Annotated in this window: 15 protein-coding genes and 1 tRNA gene; 5 read left to right on the top strand and 11 right to left on the bottom strand. The window is 65.1% G+C overall.

Annotated elements, in window-relative coordinates:
- Positions 1-141: 141 nt before the first annotated feature.
- From HUV48_RS13895 to HUV48_RS13875, 5 genes are all read right to left on the bottom strand, one after another.
- A tRNA-Lys gene (locus HUV48_RS13895) sits at positions 142-217 on the bottom strand.
- A 42-nt stretch (positions 218-259) separates the two neighbouring features.
- Entirely contained in the window at positions 260-763 is a 504-nt protein-coding gene (gene folK, locus HUV48_RS13890) for a 2-amino-4-hydroxy-6-hydroxymethyldihydropteridine diphosphokinase (protein WP_176268326.1), read from the bottom strand.
- Positions 764-1,207 carry a hypothetical protein gene (locus HUV48_RS13885; RefSeq protein WP_176268325.1) on the bottom strand — a complete coding sequence of 148 codons (444 nt, stop codon included), beginning with the start codon at positions 1,205-1,207 and terminating at the stop codon, positions 764-766.
- Positions 1,208-1,229: 22 nt separating this feature from the next.
- Positions 1,230-2,081, bottom strand: a complete 852-nt coding sequence (gene aguB / locus HUV48_RS13880) for an N-carbamoylputrescine amidase (protein WP_176268324.1) — start codon at positions 2,079-2,081, stop codon at positions 1,230-1,232.
- A 49-nt stretch (positions 2,082-2,130) separates the two neighbouring features.
- Positions 2,131-2,979, bottom strand: coding sequence for a class I SAM-dependent methyltransferase (locus HUV48_RS13875; protein ID WP_176268323.1), 849 nt, complete (start codon positions 2,977-2,979; stop codon positions 2,131-2,133).
- Positions 2,980-3,113: 134 nt separating this feature from the next.
- Here HUV48_RS13875 and msrA point away from each other — a divergent pair, with 134 nt between their 5' ends.
- The gene (gene msrA, locus HUV48_RS13870) at positions 3,114-3,656 is read left to right on the top strand and encodes a peptide-methionine (S)-S-oxide reductase MsrA (RefSeq protein WP_176268322.1); all 543 of its coding nucleotides are present in this window, start codon (positions 3,114-3,116) and stop codon (positions 3,654-3,656) included.
- Positions 3,657-3,845: 189 nt separating this feature from the next.
- Here msrA and HUV48_RS13865 read toward each other — a convergent pair whose 3' ends face one another.
- Positions 3,846-5,126, bottom strand: a complete 1,281-nt coding sequence (locus tag HUV48_RS13865) for an RsmB/NOP family class I SAM-dependent RNA methyltransferase (protein ID WP_176268321.1) — start codon at positions 5,124-5,126, stop codon at positions 3,846-3,848.
- A 56-nt stretch (positions 5,127-5,182) separates the two neighbouring features.
- Between HUV48_RS13865 and HUV48_RS13860 the strand changes: the two genes are divergently transcribed.
- The gene (locus tag HUV48_RS13860) at positions 5,183-5,350 is read left to right on the top strand and encodes a DUF1674 domain-containing protein (RefSeq protein ID WP_176268320.1); all 168 of its coding nucleotides are present in this window, start codon (positions 5,183-5,185) and stop codon (positions 5,348-5,350) included.
- Between the two features lie 110 nt (positions 5,351-5,460).
- On the opposite strand, the gene HUV48_RS13855 is transcribed toward HUV48_RS13860, so the two are convergent.
- From HUV48_RS13855 to HUV48_RS13840, 4 genes are all read right to left on the bottom strand, one after another.
- Positions 5,461-6,837, bottom strand: a complete 1,377-nt coding sequence (locus tag HUV48_RS13855; protein WP_176268319.1) for a cytochrome P450 — start codon at positions 6,835-6,837, stop codon at positions 5,461-5,463.
- Between the two features lie 68 nt (positions 6,838-6,905).
- Positions 6,906-7,943, bottom strand: coding sequence for a ferrochelatase (gene hemH, locus HUV48_RS13850; protein WP_176268318.1), 1,038 nt, complete (start codon positions 7,941-7,943; stop codon positions 6,906-6,908).
- The gene (locus HUV48_RS13845; protein WP_176268317.1) at positions 7,940-10,438 is read right to left on the bottom strand and encodes a molybdopterin cofactor-binding domain-containing protein; all 2,499 of its coding nucleotides are present in this window, start codon (positions 10,436-10,438) and stop codon (positions 7,940-7,942) included. Before HUV48_RS13845 ends, hemH begins: the two co-directional genes overlap by 4 nt.
- Positions 10,435-11,223: an Mrp/NBP35 family ATP-binding protein gene (locus HUV48_RS13840; protein WP_225871727.1), complete on the bottom strand. Its 789-nt coding sequence runs from the start codon at positions 11,221-11,223 to the stop codon at positions 10,435-10,437. The genes HUV48_RS13845 and HUV48_RS13840 overlap by 4 nt, the downstream gene beginning before the upstream one ends.
- A gap of 283 nt (positions 11,224-11,506) precedes the next feature.
- On the opposite strand from HUV48_RS13840, the gene hflK reads away from it, so the two are divergent.
- From hflK to HUV48_RS13825, 3 genes are all read left to right on the top strand, one after another.
- A complete protein-coding gene (gene hflK / locus HUV48_RS13835; protein ID WP_176268316.1) occupies positions 11,507-12,673 on the top strand; it encodes a protease modulator HflK in 1,167 nt (388 codons plus the stop codon).
- A 1-nt stretch (position 12,674) separates the two neighbouring features.
- Entirely contained in the window at positions 12,675-13,520 is an 846-nt protein-coding gene (gene hflC, locus HUV48_RS13830; RefSeq protein WP_176268315.1) for a protease modulator HflC, read from the top strand.
- 182 nt (positions 13,521-13,702) lie between these two features.
- Positions 13,703-15,226: a Do family serine endopeptidase gene (locus HUV48_RS13825; protein WP_176268314.1), complete on the top strand. Its 1,524-nt coding sequence runs from the start codon at positions 13,703-13,705 to the stop codon at positions 15,224-15,226.
- An 80-nt stretch (positions 15,227-15,306) separates the two neighbouring features.
- On the opposite strand, the gene HUV48_RS13820 is transcribed toward HUV48_RS13825, so the two are convergent.
- The gene (locus HUV48_RS13820; RefSeq protein WP_176268313.1) at positions 15,307-17,571 is read right to left on the bottom strand and encodes a transglycosylase domain-containing protein; all 2,265 of its coding nucleotides are present in this window, start codon (positions 17,569-17,571) and stop codon (positions 15,307-15,309) included.
- Positions 17,572-17,629 lie beyond the last annotated feature (58 nt).

Below are 17,629 nucleotides of genomic sequence, written 5' to 3'. Positions count from 1 at the left end.
CACATCGATGATTTCCCGAGGATTCCGTAGGCTTTACGGGGGCACCATTGGAGCGATTGTGTAGAAGGTTTGTGTAGAAAACGCTCGTTTGAGACCGTTGTTGCAACGGTTTTTCAAGGTTTTCAGTGATTTCGGGACAAATGGTGAGCCCTGCTGGGTTCGAACCAGCGACCTACTGATTAAAAGTCAGTTGCTCTACCGACTGAGCTAAGGGCCCCCATACCGGGAATGCGGCCCGGCAGGCGGACGGCACGGGCGCTCACCTACGGGGGGAGCGCCGCTTGGTCAAGCGCGCATGAAGCTGCCGAAGTGTCAGCCCGCTCACCGGGTCCCGCCATTCGGGTGCGACTGTTACCGCAGGCGCAAGGACGAAGTCCCGGTGGCGGAATTCCGGGTGAGGAATCTCTAGGCGCTCCGAATGGTACGCCCCCCCGCTCCACAATATGATGTCGAGGTCGAGCGTCCGGCTGCGCCACCTCACGCCGCGGCGTTTGCGCTCGAAGGCGCTTTCGATTGCCTGCAACCGGGTCAGCATCGCTTCGGGGTCCAGCGGTGTTTGGACGACCGCGGCGCTGTTCGCATAGCGGCGCTGCGATGGGCCAAGTGGATCGGTGGCGACAACCGGTCCGCGGCTTTTGCAAGTAAGGTTGCCTTCGCCGAGGGCCGCCAAAGCCCGTTCAACTACGCGCCTGGGTTCTCCGACCCCCGCGATCCGCATGTTCGACCCGACTGCAATCAGGTAGATATGCTCCGCTTCGCTCACCTATCCGCCGAAGACATCGTTCACCGCAGCCTCCGCGCGGGGCTCGTCCAAAGTCAGTTGCCGCTTCTTGCGAAAGATACCGGTGGTCTTAAGCACGTAGGGAACGAGGACATTACGCGCAAACCCTTGCGCCCTGACGCGAACTTGCACCGCGTCCCGTTTCGGATCACCGGCAGACACACGAAAGCTGCTGTCGAGAGCGATCGCACATCCCGCGATCTGACCCGCTGTCGCCCGCCCCCGCATCAGCTCCACGTAATTGTCGATCAGGTCCTGGCTCGGCGGCCGCTCACGCATATCGAGCACGGCGACCGATGTGATTTCCCCTCCGGGTCTGAGTTCGAACAGGATCGGGAAGAACTCGCCATTCTTTTCTAGCAGCGCAGCGGCGGCCTCCAGCGCTGCCGAATAAAGCTGGTCGAGCTTCTCACGCGCAACAGCCATGTCTGCGGGACCGTCCAAGCCGTCAGATGTCCTGCGCGATGCGGCCGTAAAGCTGCGGCCTGCGGTCGCGGAAGAAGCCCATGCCGGCCCGGTTGCGCGCTGCGCGTGCGAGATCGAGCGTCGCGCTCAGGACCCCGCTTTCCTCTGCGCCGAACTCCTGCACGTAGTCGCCCCATTCGTTCGCAATGAAGCTATGCCCGTAGAAGGATTGCCCGTCTTCTGTGCCGATGCGGTTCGCCGCGACGACCGGCATACAGTTGGATACCGCGTGGCCGACCATCGCCCGTCGCCACATTCGGCTCGTATCGAGGGTCGCATCGTGCGGTTCGCTGCCGATCGCGGTAGGATAGAAGAGCACTTCGGCGCCCATCAGCGCCAGCACCCGCGCGGTTTCCGGATACCACTGGTCCCAGCAGACGCCGATCCCGATGCGGCTACCGAACACGTCCCATACCTTGAACCCGTCGTTGCCCGGCCGGAAATAGAACTTCTCTTCATAGCCGGGCCCGTCGGGGATGTGGCTCTTGCGGTAGGTCCCCATGATTTCCCCGTCGGGGCCGATCATTGCGAGCGTGTTGTAGTAATGGTGCCCGTCCCGCTCGAAAAAACTGGTGGGGATCGCCACGCCCAGCCCGCGCGCCAGTTCCTGCATCGCAAGGACCGAAGGATGCTCAGCGGTCAAGTAGGCGCGGGCGAAGAAGGCTTCGTCCTCGGTTTTGCAGAAGTAGACCCCGGCGAAGAGTTCCGGCGGCAGGATCACCTGCGCGCCGCCCTTCGCCGCCTGCTCAACGAGACTGCCGACGGCAGCGATATTCTCGCGTTCGTCGGCAGCATTGAGGGCCAGTTGCAGTGCGGCTACGGTCAGTTTGGACATGCGGCCCGCTTACTTTGCGGCAAGGGCGAAGTCCACTTCCGGAGCTTTCTTACGCGCGCTTGCGGAACAGCAGGGTCATGCGGTCGCTTTCGCCGATCTGCTTCAGTTCCTCGCGCTTCGAACCGAGCGAGGGCGGCAGTTCCCAAACGCCGTTTTCCCAGTTCGCCGTGTCTTTCGGATTTGCGTTGACCTCGCTCGTATCGACCAGTTCGAAACCGTGTGCTTCGACCAGCGCGATGACGTCCTTCTGCCGTAGATAGCCCTTTGACCCATCGGTATAGGACGCAGGCGCATTCTCTTTCGCGCGGTGCTGCACGATGCCGAGCATGCCGTCGTCCTTGAGCATGCTGCGCAGCCGGGTCAGTTCGGCATGGAGTACGCCGCTGCGGTGCAGATTGTGCATTTCGCGGAAGATCAGCGCGCGGTCGACCGTGCCTGCCATGTCCTCCGGCACTTCGCCGCTGGCATAACCCGAGATGGGCGCACCGGTCAGGTTCCAGCCGGGATAGCTTTCGGAGAAGCCGCCCGGCAGTCCGCCGAAGTACTCGGCCATGCGCGGATTGTCGGCATTGGCGGGGTCAGGCATGATGCCGACGTAGCGGCCCTCGCTGCCGAGATACGGCACGAGCACCCGCGTGTACCAGCCGCCCGCTGGCATGTAGTCGACCACCGTCATGCCGGGCTCGACCTGGAAGAAGGCGAGCGTTTCCGCCGGATGGCGGTAGGCGTCCCGCGTGCGGTCCTCGCTGCGATTGGCCTCGCTGAGCGCGCTTTCCATCGCCTGCATCGCGGCGTGGTTGTGGTGGCTCATCTCGCCGGCGGTATGATGATCGGCAGCGGCGGGATAGCCGGTCGCGAGCGATACGAGAGCGGCGGCGGCGATCAGGGGCGTGCGCATGGGGCAGGTTCCTTCGAAGTTTCGGGCAATGATTGGCTGCCCGATGTTGTAGCCGCGAACCCGGCCAAGGCAAGCCGGACCCTTTCATGGCGCGACCTCGTTCCTATCTCCAACAGTAAAGGAGATACGAACTCATGGCAGATACCAAACAGGCGATCATCGCCGGCGGGTGCTTCTGGTGCACCGAAGCGGTGTTCAAGGACGTGGTCGGCGTGACCGACGTCGAGAGCGGCTACATCGGCGGCGACACGCCCAGCCCGACTTACAAGGAAGTGTGCAGCGGACGCACCGGCCATGCCGAGGCGATCCGCGTGACCTTCGATCCCGACACGATCTCGCTTGCCGAGATTTACGATGTGCACTTCGGCACACACGATCCGACCCAGCTTAACCGGCAGGGCAACGATGTCGGCACGCAGTACCGCTCCGCCATCTTCCCGGCGGACGACGAACAGCGCGCCGAAGCCGAAGCCGCGATCGAGCGCGCCAATGCGGACAATGACGGCAAGGTCGTCACGACGATCGAGGATGCGAGCGAGTGGTATGCTGCCGAGGACTATCATCAGGAGTACTGGGAAGGCGAAGGCAAGCGCAATCCGTACTGCCTCGCGGTCATCCCGCCCAAGCTGATGAAGCTGCGCAAGAGCTTCCAGAACAAGGTGAAGCAGGACGCCTGATTCGCTTCGCGTCAGCCTGACCGCGCCGCGCGGTGTCCTACAGGATGGAACACATGGAACACGGTCCAAGGGTTCTAAAATTGCGCGGTTCGGCAGGCTTTTCTGCGAGTGCTGAAGCAAGTTGGGGTCGGATGCGCCGGTCATACGAAATGACTGGCACAACCGGGCCGAAGTAGGACAGCGCGCTAGCTACTTCTGCCAGCGCGCGGCGAAGAAGCCGTCCAGCCCGCCTTGTTCCGCCAGCATACCGGGATGCGTGCGCAGATAGCCGTCTTCGCTCGCTTCGGCGGGCAGAACGTCCGGCAACTCACTTGCGTTAACGGGTAGCGGCATCATCGCACCTTCCGCGTCAAACGCCTCCGCCTGCGCCTCACCCTCCTCGCGCTCCAGCGAGCACACCGCATAGACCAGCGTTCCTCCCGGCTTCACCCAGTCCGCCGCGCGCGCCAGCAAGTCCGCCTGCAACTGCGTCAAGTGCTCGATCTGGCGCGGTCCAATTCGGTGGATGACATCGGGATGGCGGCGCAGCGTGCCGGTCGCGGTGCAGGGCGCGTCGAGCAGGACGGCGTCGAACACGGCCTCGCTGCCGTCTTCCAGTTTCGGCCGCCACTTCAGCGCATCGGCGCGCACGATCTCCGCCTCGAGGCCGGTGCGGTCGAGGTTCTCGCGCACCCGCTCCAGCCGCCGTTTCGAAATGTCGAGCGCCGTGACCTGCCACCCGGCTGCCGCAAGCTGCAGTGTCTTACCGCCGGGCGCGGCGCACAGGTCGAGCACACGCCTGCCCTCGCCCGGTCCCAGCAAACTCGCCGGCAAGCGCGCAGCCAAATCCTGCGCCCACCATGCGCCCTTCCCATAACCTTCGAGCGTCTCGACCGATTGCCCGCGCGGCAAACGCAGATGGCCGGGTGCGAGCGATACGGCGCCCAGCTTTTCGGTCCACTCTTCGGTCGCGGCAGGATCGCGGAGCGACAGGTCGAGCGGCGGCGGAAGCGCCATTCCAGCAGCGATCGCATCGGCCTTCTCGCCCCAGCGCTCCCGCACCGCTTCCGGCAAACTTGGCGCTTCAGGAAGCCGAACCTCACGCTTTACCAATGCCGAGAACACGCCGTGCGCTAGCCGGCGCGGTCCGCCTTCGAGCAGCGGCAGCCCCGTCGCGATCACCGCATGGGGCGGCGTATCGAGGCGCAGCCACTGCGCGCACATGATCCGCAGCACGCTGCGCGCCTTGGCGTCACCCGGAAGATTGCGCTGCGTCGCGCCGTCAATGAGCGCGTCGAGATCGGTCAGCCACCTGAGCGCCTCGCTCGCGATCGCCCGCGCCAGCGCCTTGTCCGCGAACTCGCCGACCCGCTGGACCGCGTGCGGATAGGCTTGATCAAGCGTCTCTCCGCGGCGCAGAACGGCATCGAGCAGGCGTAGCGCGGCCTGGCGGGCGGGAAGGCCGGGAACGGACTGTTGCGGTTTTGGCATGGACTGCGCCTCTATCCGCGATTGAAACCAAGCGCCAGCGCACGCATTTAAGAGGTATGACCAAACGCGCTACCAAACGGCCGGAGAATTTCGCGAAGCCCGCGCATTGGACGAACGATCCGGCGCCCAAGCCCGAACCGATGGAAAAGACGGACGATCCGCAAGGTCTCAGCCCGACGCGCTACGGCGACTGGGTGTTGAAGGGCATCGCGATAGATTTTTGAGTCTTCGTTCCGCACGCCCATCCGGGCGCGCGAAATCCTCGCTCATGCGATCATAGATCGCGTCGCTGCGGGCGGGCGGTCGCCCTTGCGGTTGCTGCGCAACCGATTCTTCAAAGCGCCGTCAGCGTAACCTTCAGACCGTCTTTCGGCTTCGGTATCGGCCAGGCCTGCCAGTCCGGCTCGTAACCTTCCGCGATTTCCACCCGGTAACGGGTCAGTAGATGCGCGGTCAGGATCTTCACCTGCATGTAGGCGAAATGCAGGCCGAGGCACATGTGCGCGCCGCCGCCGAAGGGAACCCAAGCGTATTTGTGCCGCCCCTTCGCCGCTTCGGGTGTGAAACGCATCGGATCGAACTTTTCGGGTTCGGGCCAGTATTCTTCCAGGTAATGCGTCGCGCCGGGGCTGACCGACACCTGCGTTCCCGCGGGGATCGTATAGCCGCCGTATTCGAAATCGCGCAGCGCGCGGCGCGGGATCGAGGGAACCGGCGGCATGAAGCGCAGCGCTTCCTTGAAGGCCATTTCGGTCAGGTCCATTTTGCCGAGCGCCGCTTCGGGCAGATTGCCTTCCTCATCGAGCAGCGCGGCGGCTTCCCCGCGCAGCTTTTCCTGCCATTCTGGATGTTCGGCAAGCTGCCAGATCAGCGTCGTCGCGCTGCTGGTGATGGTGTCGTGCGCCGCCATCATCAGGAAGTTCATGTGGTCGGTCACTTCGTCCACGGTAAGGAGTTCGCCGTCCTCGCGGCGCGCGCGGGCGAACTGGCTGAACATGTCCGGCCCTTCCGGCCCCTCGCGCCGGCGCAATGTCTCACGCCCGAACCAGTCCTTCAGGAACTTGCGGCCCTTCGCCCCGCGGCCCATCGCCGTGAAGGGCAGCGGCTTGCGGATCGGCGCGACCGAGGCCTGCACCATGTCGACGAAGGCGGTGTTAATCGCGTCTGCCTCGGGTCCGAACGGCAGGCCGATGAAGCTGTCGGCGGCAAGCTCCAGCGTCAGCTTCTTGATCGCCGGGTAGAACTCCATCTCGCCCGGACCCCAAGCGGTAACGCCCTTCGCCATGCCGCGGTCGAGCGTCTCGGCGTAATGCTTCATCGGCGCAGGCTTGAACGCGATCGAGAGCGCGCGCCGGTCCGCGCGGTGCTGCTCGAAATCCAGCAGCATCAGCCCGCGTGGGAATAGCTGGTCGAGCACCGGACCCCAGCCCGCCTCGCTCGAGAACAGTTTCTCGCGGTCGAACAGGACGAGTTCGTTCGCTTCCGGTCCGATCAGACTGACAGTGTAGTAGCCGAAGCTATTGACCTTGTAGACCTTGCCGTAGCGCGCCAGCATCCGCCGCGCGAATTCGGGCGGATCGCTGAGAACCGCGAAGGTCGTGCCGACTAGCGGCAGCCCATCCGCGCCGGGAATATGCTCCAGCTTGTCGCCGGAGATCGGGCGCGCGCCCATCGCGGGCGCGGTATGCGGATCTGCTAGCTGAGTGGCCATTGCTGTCGTGTCCGGTCCTGAGGTATCGGTTTCGTTTCGCTACCTATCTTACTAATGTAACCGCGCCGTTAAATCCAGCCTGCGAGTTCGCGCCTGACGATTGCTTCCAGCATCGCCATTCCGGGCTCGGTCGTATTGAGGCAGGTGAGCACAGCGAAGTCCGTTCCGCCAGCCTCCTCGAACTGCTTGCGCCCTTCGATGGCGAGTTCCTCCAGCGTCTCGACGCAGTCGGCGGCAAAGCCCGGTGCGGCCAGCGCGATCCGGCGCGTTCCGGAAGCCGCCTCGCGTTCGAGCGTCGCATCGGTCGCCGGCTCCAGCCATTTCGCTGGGCCGAAGCGGGACTGGAAACTCGTTTCCACCCGCATGTCGCTACCGATCAAACCGTCCGCGCGCAGCTTCGCTTCGAGCAGCCGCGCGGTCTTTCGGCAATGGCAGTGATAGGGATCGCCCAGTTCCAGCGTGCGCTGCGGCATCCCGTGGAAGGAGAGCAGCAGCACTTCGGGGGTATAGGCGAGCGTGCCTAGCTGCTCGGAAATATCGCTCGCTAGCGCGCCGATGTAATGCGGATCGTCATGATAGGGCGGAAGGGTGCGGATAGTCGGCTGCCAGCGCATGGCGGCCAGCACCTCGCCCACCTTGTCGACCACGGTCGCAGTCGTCGCCGCGCAGTATTGCGGATAGAGCGGCGCCACGAGTATCCGGTCGCAGCCCGCATCCTTCATCGCGGTCAGCTTGCTCTCGATGGACGGGTTGCCGTAGCGCATGGCCCAGTCCACCTGCGCCGCTTCGCCTAAGACGGGCTGCAGCTTTTCCGCCTGGTTCGCCGTGATCGCGGCGAGCGGCGAGCCTTTGTCGGTCCAGACCTTGATGTAGGCAGCTGCCGACTTCTTCGGGCGGACGTTGAGGATGATGCCGCGCAGGATCGGCTGCCAGGCGATCGGCGGGATTTCGATGACGCGGCGGTCCGAGAGAAACTCCGCTAGGTAGCGCTTCACCGCCTTCGGTGTCGCGGCGTCGGGCGTCCCAAGATTGACGAGCAGCACGCCGACGCGCCCGCTCCGGACCTGCGGGTGATCCGATGGAAGCTGCTGTTCCTGCCAGGTCATACTATTCCTTCCTCGATACCCGCATCCGCGCCGCTCGACCCGTCCTCGTTGGTAGTATCCTCGCCCGGACCGGCGTTCTCCGGCGCGTCATCGGGCATTTCCTCGATCTCTTCGGTTTGCGGCGTTTGCTCGGCCGCCGGTTCCTCTACTTCCGTATTGCGCACCGTCATTCCCCTCGTGAGCGGGAGAGTACGGATGCGCGTGCCGGTCGCGGCGAACACCGCATTGGCGACCGCCGGAGCGACGACGCCAACACCCAGCTCGCCCGGATCGAAGGCAGCCGCGCTTCCCGGAACGAAAGCCACCTCGATCTGCGGCGTGCTGCGGAGGCGCGGAAGGTTGAGGTCGGCAAGCCGCGCGCTTTCCGGGACGCCGCCGGTCATCACCGGGCTGGAGCCGAGCGCGAGACCGAGACCGTAGACGAGGCCGCCTTCGATCTGCTGGCGCGCGATGTCGAGATTGACGATCCGCCCGATCTCCGCCGCCGCGAACAGGCGCACGACCTCGATCCCGCCCGGTCCGGGACGGGCTTCGGCGACGCAAGCGATGCGCCCCTCGCCCTCCGCGCCGCCGCCCCCCATCTTGAGACACGCCAGCCCCTGTCCGTCGTTGCGCGATCCGGCGGAGCGCCTGCCTCCGTCCCACTGCGCCATGCCCGCGACGCGGCGCAGCAGCACGGCCATCAGCGGATCGCTGCCCAGCATGGTCATGCGGTAAGACAGCGGTTCGCTGCCTGCGCGGGCGGCAAGTTCGTCGATGAAGCATTCGGTCGCGAAACAGGTGTAGCCGTGCGCCCGCCCGCGCATCGGCCCGGTCTGGAGCGGCAGCGTCACCGGCACGTGTTCGACCGCGACGTTCGGAATGTCGTAAACCGGCATCGCGCCTGCGACCGCGAGCGGATCAGCTTCACCTTTCGCGCTGTCGATCGCGCTTTCGGGCGTCGCATTGTCGAACAGTCGGTGGCCGAACTCGCGCATGGTCGGCGGAACCGCGATCCGGGTGCGCAGCGTATCGACCCGCGCGCTGCCGCCCCCCGCGAGCCGCGCCGTCACATCGATCAGCGCAGGGGGGCGCATCGGCACGGCGAGCATCTCCTGCCGGCGCGGCCAGGTAAGCTGCACCGGACGGCCGAGAGCGACTGCGATCTGCGCTGCCTCGATCGCGTGGATATGGCTCAGGCGCGCATCGAAACTTCCACCGGCGGGCATCGGGTAGAGCACCACATCGGACAGCGGCAATCCCACAGCTTTCGCTGCCGCCGCGCGCGCATGTTCGGGAGCCTGCGCGGCGATCCAGAGCTCCAGCTTGCCGTCGCGGTATCGCGCTGTAGCGCTTGCCGTTTCGAGGGCCGCATGAACCGCTGGAGCAATCTCGTAACGCGCGGAATAGTCGGATGGCGCGTTAAGCTCCCCCGGTTCGCCGCGTGTTTCGATCACATGCGGATCCTCGCTGTCGATCGCGATCGACAGCATCTCGGTCATCCGGGCGCTGTCGACGGGGTCGGGACCGCTGAAACGCGGGCGCATGAGTTCGAGCGCGCGCTCGGCGCCCCACCAGTCGCTCGCCGCGGCGGCGAGCCAGCGTTTCGATTCCACGACGCCGACCAGACTGCGAACGCCCGCGACCCGGCTTTCCTCGAAACTTTCGAGAAATGGGCGGCCCGGAACGCCGTGACGGATGCTGGCATGAACCATGTGCGGCAGGCGAATGTCGGCGGAGAACTGGAACGTACCGTCGACCTTTGCAGGCAGGTCGAGCCGCGGGAATGCCGCGGCACCGGGCGCACCGAAGGCTTCGGGCTGTTCGCTGACGGGTTCGGGAAAGAGCGGCGGCGGATCGGGCGGATCGAAGGAGGCCGCTTCGCTAGCGAGCTCCCCGAACGACGCGCGCCGAGCGCCGTTCACGATGAAGCCGTCTTCGGCCGTGCATTCCTCCCACGTGACACCCCAACGCTCTGCCGCGGCCATCGCCAGCATGGCCCGCGCCGATGCCGCAGCCTCGCGGCAGGGCTGCTCGAAGGCGGCAAGAGACGTGCCCCACGCGGTTGCGCCAAACCGTTCGGAGCGGGCGTAGCGCTCGGCGATGAGGCTGTCGGGCCAGTCCTGTGGCTCATCGGCCAAACCGGCGAACAGCGGTGCCCAGAGCTCCGCCCATTCGGCAGCGAGCGGCACGTTGGGATAGGCGCCGCTCGGCGGAGCAGGCTGGACCGCGATCTGCCGCCAGTCGGCGCCGAGCTCGACCGCGACGATCTGCGGCAGCAGGGTCGTGATCCCCTGCCCCATTTCGAGCTGCGGAACTGCCACCGTGACCACGCCGTTGTTCGCGATCTTGAGCCATGCACCGAACCCGTGCTCGCCCCGCCCCGGCTCGAGCGGAACCGCATAATCGCGCGGGTAGAGCATCCATGCAGCGATCAGCCCGCCGCCCGCCGCCGCTCCGATCAGCAGGCCGCGGCGCGAAATACGCGGCGCTTGGCTGGCCGGCGCTTCGCTCATCCGCGGCGAGCCTCGATCCATTCTTCGAGCTCGGCGGCGATATTGGCGAAGACCTGCGCTTCGCGACCCTCGCCAGCTGCGGGCGGTGTGCCCGCGTCACTCGCGGCCATGATATCGATGGAGAGCGGAACGCGGCCCAGGAACGGCAGTTCGAGCCGCCGTGCCGCTTCCTCGATCCCGCCGCTGCCGAACGGGTCGCTAGCCTCACCGCAGTGGGGGCAGACATAGCCCGCCATGTTCTCGACCAGTCCGATCACCGGAATGCCGCCCTGGTCGAACAGCTGCCCGGCGCGCACCGCGTCGATCAACGCGAGATCCTGCGGCGTAGAGACGAGCACCGCGCCGTCGGGCCGGAAATGCTGCAGCATGGTGATCTGCACATCGCCGGTGCCGGGGGGAAGATCGACCAGCAGCACCTCTGCGTCCCAATGCGCATTGATAAGCTGCGCGAGCGCCTTGCCCGCCATCGGCCCGCGCCATGCCAGCGCCTTGCCGGGCGCCGTCAGATGGCCCATCGACAGGAGCGAAACACCGCACTCGCTCTCGATCGGAATAAGCTTCTCGTTTTCGGCTTCGGGCTTGGCCTTGCTCGTGCCGAACAGCATCGGCTGCGAGGGGCCGTAAATATCGGCATCGACCAGCCCGACCTTGCGGCCCCGGCGCGCCAGCGCGACCGCGAGATTGGCGGTGAGCGTCGACTTGCCGACCCCGCCTTTGCCCGAGCCTACCGCGATCATCAGCGGCTTTGCCGGTTCGGGCGGCGGCCCGTCCCGTTCGGCCGTCATCGCAAGCTGCACGTCGCTCACACCGTCCAGCGAAAGCGCAGCCGCGCGAACGTCGCCAGCGAGCGCATCACGCTCCGCTTCATCCAGTCCGGCAACGTCCACCACCAAGAGCAGCCGCGCCTCCTTCAGCGACGCGGACTGCACGCGGTCGGGGGCGTGCGTATTCAGTTTGCTTCGTAATTTCGAAAGTATCGTATCGTCGGCCATCGTGCGCACGCGCTCTACCATTAAAAAGCGAAAGCCAACCCCTGTTTTTCTGCCATCCCAACCCTATAAAGATAGTATGAGACTGATGGACGGGTTCGGACGAACGATTGCGCTGGCGATGGCCGGCAAGAAAACCCCGTGGGGGAAGCCCTCTGCGGACGATAGTGGCGATGCAGACGGCGCCGGGAGCGATAGCGGACCGCGGGCGGATACCCCGCCGCGTAAGAACGGACCGCGCAACCCGTGGCTTCCGCCGAGCGGGGGCGAGGAACCGCGTCGCTCCGCTTCGATCGAGGATATCTTCAAGAACCGCGGCCCCGAAGGTCCGCGCCGCATGGGCGGAGGCGGTCCGGGCGGACCAAGGTTCCGGATGCCAGAGCGCCCCGGTGGGAAAAGCTGGACGCCGCTCGTCATCCTCGCGCTGGTAGCGCTGTGGATCGTGTCGACCAGCTTTCACCAGGTCGAGCCGAAGGAAAAGGGCATCGTCACGACCTTCGGCAAATACACCGATACGCTAGATCCGGGTTTGAACTTTACGGCTCCCTGGCCGATCCAGAACGTCGATGTCATGGACGTCAGCACTTTCCGTTCCGAGCGGGTGCCGGGCAACGATAGCGAGAAACTGATCCTGACCGGCGACCAGAACCTGGTCGATCTATCCTACGTCATTCGCTGGAATATCCGCGACCTCGAACAGTTCAAGTTCCAGCTCGCCGACCCGGTAGAAACCGTGCGCGAAGTGGCTGAAGCCGCGATGCGCGCTTCGGTGGCCGAACAGGAACTCGACAGCGTGCTGTCAGGTGCAGGCCGCGCGGAAATCGAGCAGCGCGTCCGCACGCGGATGCAGGCGCTTCTCGATGCGTATAGCTCGGGCGTCGCCGTACAGGGTGTCGAGATCGAGAAGACCGATCCGCCGACCCGCGTGGTCGAGGCGTTCAAGGACGTTTCCGCCGCGCAGCAAAATGCCGAAACCGAAGTGAACCGCGCCCGCGCTTATGCGCAGCAGGTGCTTGCCCGCGCGCAGGGTGATGCGGCTTCTTTCGACAAGATTTACGCTGAATACCGGCTCGCGCCCGAAGTGACGCGCCGCCGCCTGTACTACGAAACGATGGAAAGCGTGCTGTCCAAGACCGACAAGACCATTATCGAGGCCGACGGCGTGACGCCGTACCTGCCGCTACCCGAAGTGCGCCGCCGCTCGCAGCAGTCGTCGCAGCCGGCTCCGGCTACGGGGGGGCAGTAAGATGGAACGTATATGGGAACAGCATAAGTTCGCGATCATCGCGCTCGTCGCGATCATCATCGCCGCCTTCTCGGTCATTATCGTCGTGCCCGAAGACCAGCAGGTCGTCGTGGTCCGTACCGGTGATCCCGACCGCGTGATCAACCGCTTCGCGCCGAACGAACCCTACGGGCAGACCGGCGCGGGCATCGGCTGGCGCCTTCCGTTCATCGAGACTGTCCAGTACGTCGACAAGCGCGTGCTCGACCTCGACATGGACCGCCAGCAGGTTCTCTCTAATGACCAGCAGCGCCTGCAGGTCGATGCCTATGCGCGCTTCCGCATCATCGATCCGGTATTGATGGTCGAAACCGCCGGCTCCGAAGCGAATGTCGAAGCGCAGCTTTCGCCCATTCTGACTTCGGTCCTGCGGCAGGAACTCGGCCGCCGTCCCTTCGCCTCGTTACTGACGGCGGAGCGCGGTACGGCAATGGCGAACATCCGCGAAGCGCTCGACCGGCAGGCCCGCCAGTACGGCGCGCAGGTCATCGACGTGCGGATCAAGCGTGCCGATTTGCCCGAAGGAACACCGCTTGAATCCGCATTCCAGCGGATGGAAGCCGACCGGCAGGAAGAAGCGGAAACCATCCGCGCTCAAGGCCGCAAGAATGCGCAGATCATTCGCGCCGAAGCGGAAGCGAACGCTGCAAACACCTACGCACAGGCCTATGGCAAGGACCCGGAATTCTACGATTTCTACCGTGCCATGGAAAGCTATCGCCGGACCTTCGAACAGGGCGAGGCGGACACCAGCGTGATCCTGTCGCCGGATAACGAATACCTGCGGCAGTTCCGCGGGCAGCGCTGATCGGCATCAGGCTGACCAAGGCCCCATGAAGCGCCGACCTCGATCGACGGATTGCAGGCGGCGCGGGGCGCGCGTTCAATGGTTATTCAGCGCGGTTGCGCTCTATTGGAACGCATACGCGCACCCCGGCATTCGATGAAGTGTCCAGTGCGCGGCCGACTAACCGAAAGGACAGATATCCTGTGAAATATGCTTACGGATTGACCGGAACCCTGCTTGCCGGCGGTGCAGCGCTTTCGCTCGCGACCGGCTTCCCTGCGGGCGCTCAAGTCGCCCAGAACGACGACAGCACGATGGCCCGCGTCGTACCGCGTGCAGGCGCACCCGAGAGCTTTGCCGACCTGACCGAACAGCTTCAGCCGGCCGTGGTGAACATCTCCACCCGTCAGCGCGTCGAGGTCAGCAACAACCCCTTCGCCGGAACCCCGCTTGCCGACCTGTTCGGACGGCGCGGCGGCGGCCAGCCGCAGCAGCCGACGACGCGCGAGGCGCAGTCGCTCGGTTCGGGTTTCATCATTTCGGCTGACGGGTTCGTCGTCACCAACAACCACGTCGTCAGCCCAACGGGTCGCGGCACGGTCGAGGAAATCACCGTGACCATGCCCGATGGCAAGGAATACGAGGCAGAACTGGTCGGCAACGACGCGGCCTCCGACCTCGCGGTCCTCAAAGTGCAGCGCAGCGAGCCCTTCCCCTTCGTGCGGTTCGGCGATTCTGAGCAGGCGCGCACCGGCGACTGGGTCATCGCGATCGGTAATCCGTTCGGCCTTGGTGGGACGGTGACGAGCGGTATTGTCTCCTCAGTCTTGCGCAACACCGGCCAGGGCGGCGCCTATGACCGCTACATCCAGACCGACGCCAGCATCAATCGCGGCAACTCGGGCGGTCCGCTGTTCGACATGCAGGGCAATGTGATCGGCATCAACAACGCCATCTTCTCGCCCTCGGGCGGCAGTGTCGGCATCGGTTTTGCAATCCCTGCCGAGATCGCGGCACCGATCGTCAGGACGCTGATGCAGGGCGAGGAAATCCAGCGCGGTTATCTCGGCGTTCGCATCGAGCCCGTCACCGGCGATCTCGCCGACTCGCTCGGACTTCCGCGCAATCGCGGCGAGTTCGTCCAATCGGTCGAAGAGGGAGCGCCCGCTGACGAGGCCGGTATCCAGGCCGGCGATGTCGTCACCAGGGTGAACGGGCAGGAAGTCACCCCCGATCAGACGCTGTCGTACATCGTCGCCAATATTGCCCCGGGCACGAGCATTCCGGTCGAGCTGCTGCGCAACGGCGATCGCCGCCGCGTGACGCTGACGGTAGGCCGCCGCCCGAGCGACGATCAGCTGCGCCAGAACCAGATGTTCGAAGGCGACGACGAGGGCGCAGACCCCGACGTGCAGTCGAGCGACATCATTCTCGAGCGGCTCGGACTGCAGGTGGTCGAACTCTCGCCGCAAATCAATTCGCAGCTTGGCATTTCGGACGACACGACAGGCGTGGCCGTCGTCTCGGTCGATCCCAACTCCGACGCGGCGCGCAAGGGTTTGCAACGGCGCGACGTCATCCTGCAGGTCAACTACCGCAATCTGCAAGGCGTCGAAGGGCTGGAAGCGGCTATTGCCGAAGCCGACCAGGAGAACCGCGAAGCAGTGCTGCTGCGCGTGCAGCGCCGAGGTATACCGCCTCGCTCGCTGGCCGTACGCCTCCGCTAAGACTTCTAGACGCGCAAATGAAAAGACCGCCTCCTGCTAAGCGCAGGGGGCGGTTTTCTTTTGTATCTACCAGTTCCGGATCAGTTCTGTGTGCGTTGGGAGGACGTCGAACCGCGCGGCGTCTGCGGGACCGACGGCGGGGCGGGAGCGCGCGATTGCCCCCCGCTGTCGTCCGGTATCTCGCGCCCAGTTGCGCGTTCGAGGAAGTCGTCGTCGATCGCGGGCGGCGCGCGGCGCGTGGGGCTCTGCTGCGGGGCAGGCTGCCTGCCGGTACGTCCATCGACATCGGGCGCAGGCGGCGGGATCGGCAGTCCTTGATCGTCCACGTCGAAGGGGTTCTCGCCCGGACCGTTTTCCGGATCGCCCATGCCCGGCTCGATCAGATTGCCGTCCTCGTCGATGAAGTAATAATCTTCCGGATTACCGAAGAAATACTCGTCGTCTGGTTCGAGCTGCCATTCGGGCAGTTTCACCTCGGTCTTGAATTCCTCGACCGGGCGGTTGCGAACCGCGAACTTCATGTACTGGGCAAAGGCGCGCGCGGGCGCGGTGCCGCCCTGGAGGCCGCCGACCGCCTTCGCATCGTCGCGGCCCATCCAGACGCCGGTCGTGATGCCGCTTGAGAAGCCGAGGAACCAGCCGTCCTTGTTGCTGTTCGTCGTGCCGGTCTTGCCCGCCACCGGTCGGCCGATCTGCGCGGCCTTGCCGGTGCCAGTATTAACGGCGGTCTGGAGGAGATCGGTGATGCCCGCCGCCACGTAGTCGGGGACGAGCTGGCTGCTGCGCGGTGGGCTGTAGCGATAGAGCTCATCGCCGCTGGCTGTCGTCACCCGCAGGATGCCGTAAGGCTGGACCGACTGGCCCTCGGCCGCGACCGACGCGAAGGCTTGGGTCATGTCGATCACCCGCGTTTCGCTGCTTCCCAGTACCATCGATGGGTAGGTGGAGATCGGCGTCGTAATGCCGAAGCGCCGGGCCATGCGCGCGACCGTACCGAAGCCGACCTCGTTGCCGAGCTGCGCGGCGACCGTGTTCTTCGAATAGGCGAAGGCGGTGCGGACATCGATGTCGCCGGCATAGCCGCCGCCCGAGTTGCGCGGCGTCCAACCCTCAATCGTCGTCGGCGTATCCTTCACCATATCCTCGGGCGTGTATCCGGCCTCGAGCGCGGCGAGATATACGAACAGCTTCCAAGCCGAACCGGGCTGACGCAGCGACTGCACGGCGCGGTTGTAATTGCTTCTCACGTAATCGGTCCCGCCGACCATCGCAAGTATCGCGCCGTCGCGGTCGAGGCTGACGAGCGCTCCCTGCGCGCCGCCCGGTGCATTGGCTTTCAGCGCGTCGCTTGCGGCTTCCTGCAAGCCCGGGTCGAGCGTGGTCCAGACCTCGATCGGCTCGAAGGTCTCGGGCAGCAACAGATCGAGCTGCGGCAGCGCCCAGTCGGTGAAGTAGCGGACGGAATTCTGGCTTCGGTCCTGTTTCAGCTTCACCGCAGATACGTCGACATTGGCCTGCATCGGACTGATCCGGCCCTGTTCTTCCATGAGCTGCAGCACGATGCGCGCCCGGTCGACCGCTGCATCGACATCGGCCGTCGGGGCATAGCGCGACGGAGCCTTGACGAGCCCGGCGATGATCGCCGCTTCGGCTACCGAAAGGTCGTCGCCCGGATGACTGAAGAACTTCCGGCTCGCGCTGTCGATGCCGTAGGCGCCGCCCCCGAAATAGACCTTGTTGAGATAAAGCTCGAGGATTTGTTCCTTGGAGAATTTCGTCTCCATCGCGATCGCGAGTACGGCTTCGCGCAGCTTGCGGTCCACGGTGCGGTTCGAGTTGAGGAACAGGTTGCGCGCAAGCTGCTGCGTAATGGTGGAGGTTGCACCAAAGCGCTTGTCGCCGGTCGCCCAGACGTACGTCGCGCGAATGAGGCCGATGGGATCGACGCCGAAGTGCGACCGGTAGCGGCGATCCTCTACCGAGATCATCGCATCCTTCATCACCTGCGGGATTTCGTGGCTGTCGAGCCACTTGCCGTAGCTCGGGCCGAGTTCGACGATCTGCGAGCCGTCGCGAGCCCGGACCACGATCGTCTGGCCGACCTGGCTCGCCTTCAACTGGTAATAGCTCGGCAAGTCGCGCGCCGCGAAAGCGACCGCGATACCAAGAAAAATGAAGCACAGTACGGCCAGGCCGCCGCCCCACAGGACGAAGCGGCGCGTCCAGCGAGCAAAAGCCCCGCGTTCGTGCGAACGGCGCGCCCCGCGTTTTACTGTGCGCGAACGCGAGCCCGCGCTTTGCCGCGAGGCTTCGCGTTTCAAATGTGCGCGTTCTTTTCGAGCCATTAAGCCGGACGTACCCTTTGCAGAGGTCTCAGCACCCGCCGATCGGCAAAGCGCCCCC

It is taken from the genome of Qipengyuania atrilutea, from assembly GCF_013370205.1.
In the GTDB taxonomy this organism is placed as follows: Bacteria; Pseudomonadota; Alphaproteobacteria; order Sphingomonadales; family Sphingomonadaceae; genus Actirhodobacter; species Actirhodobacter atriluteus.
Note: the sequence above shows the minus strand (reverse complement) of the source record. Positions and strands in the feature narration are given on the sequence as shown.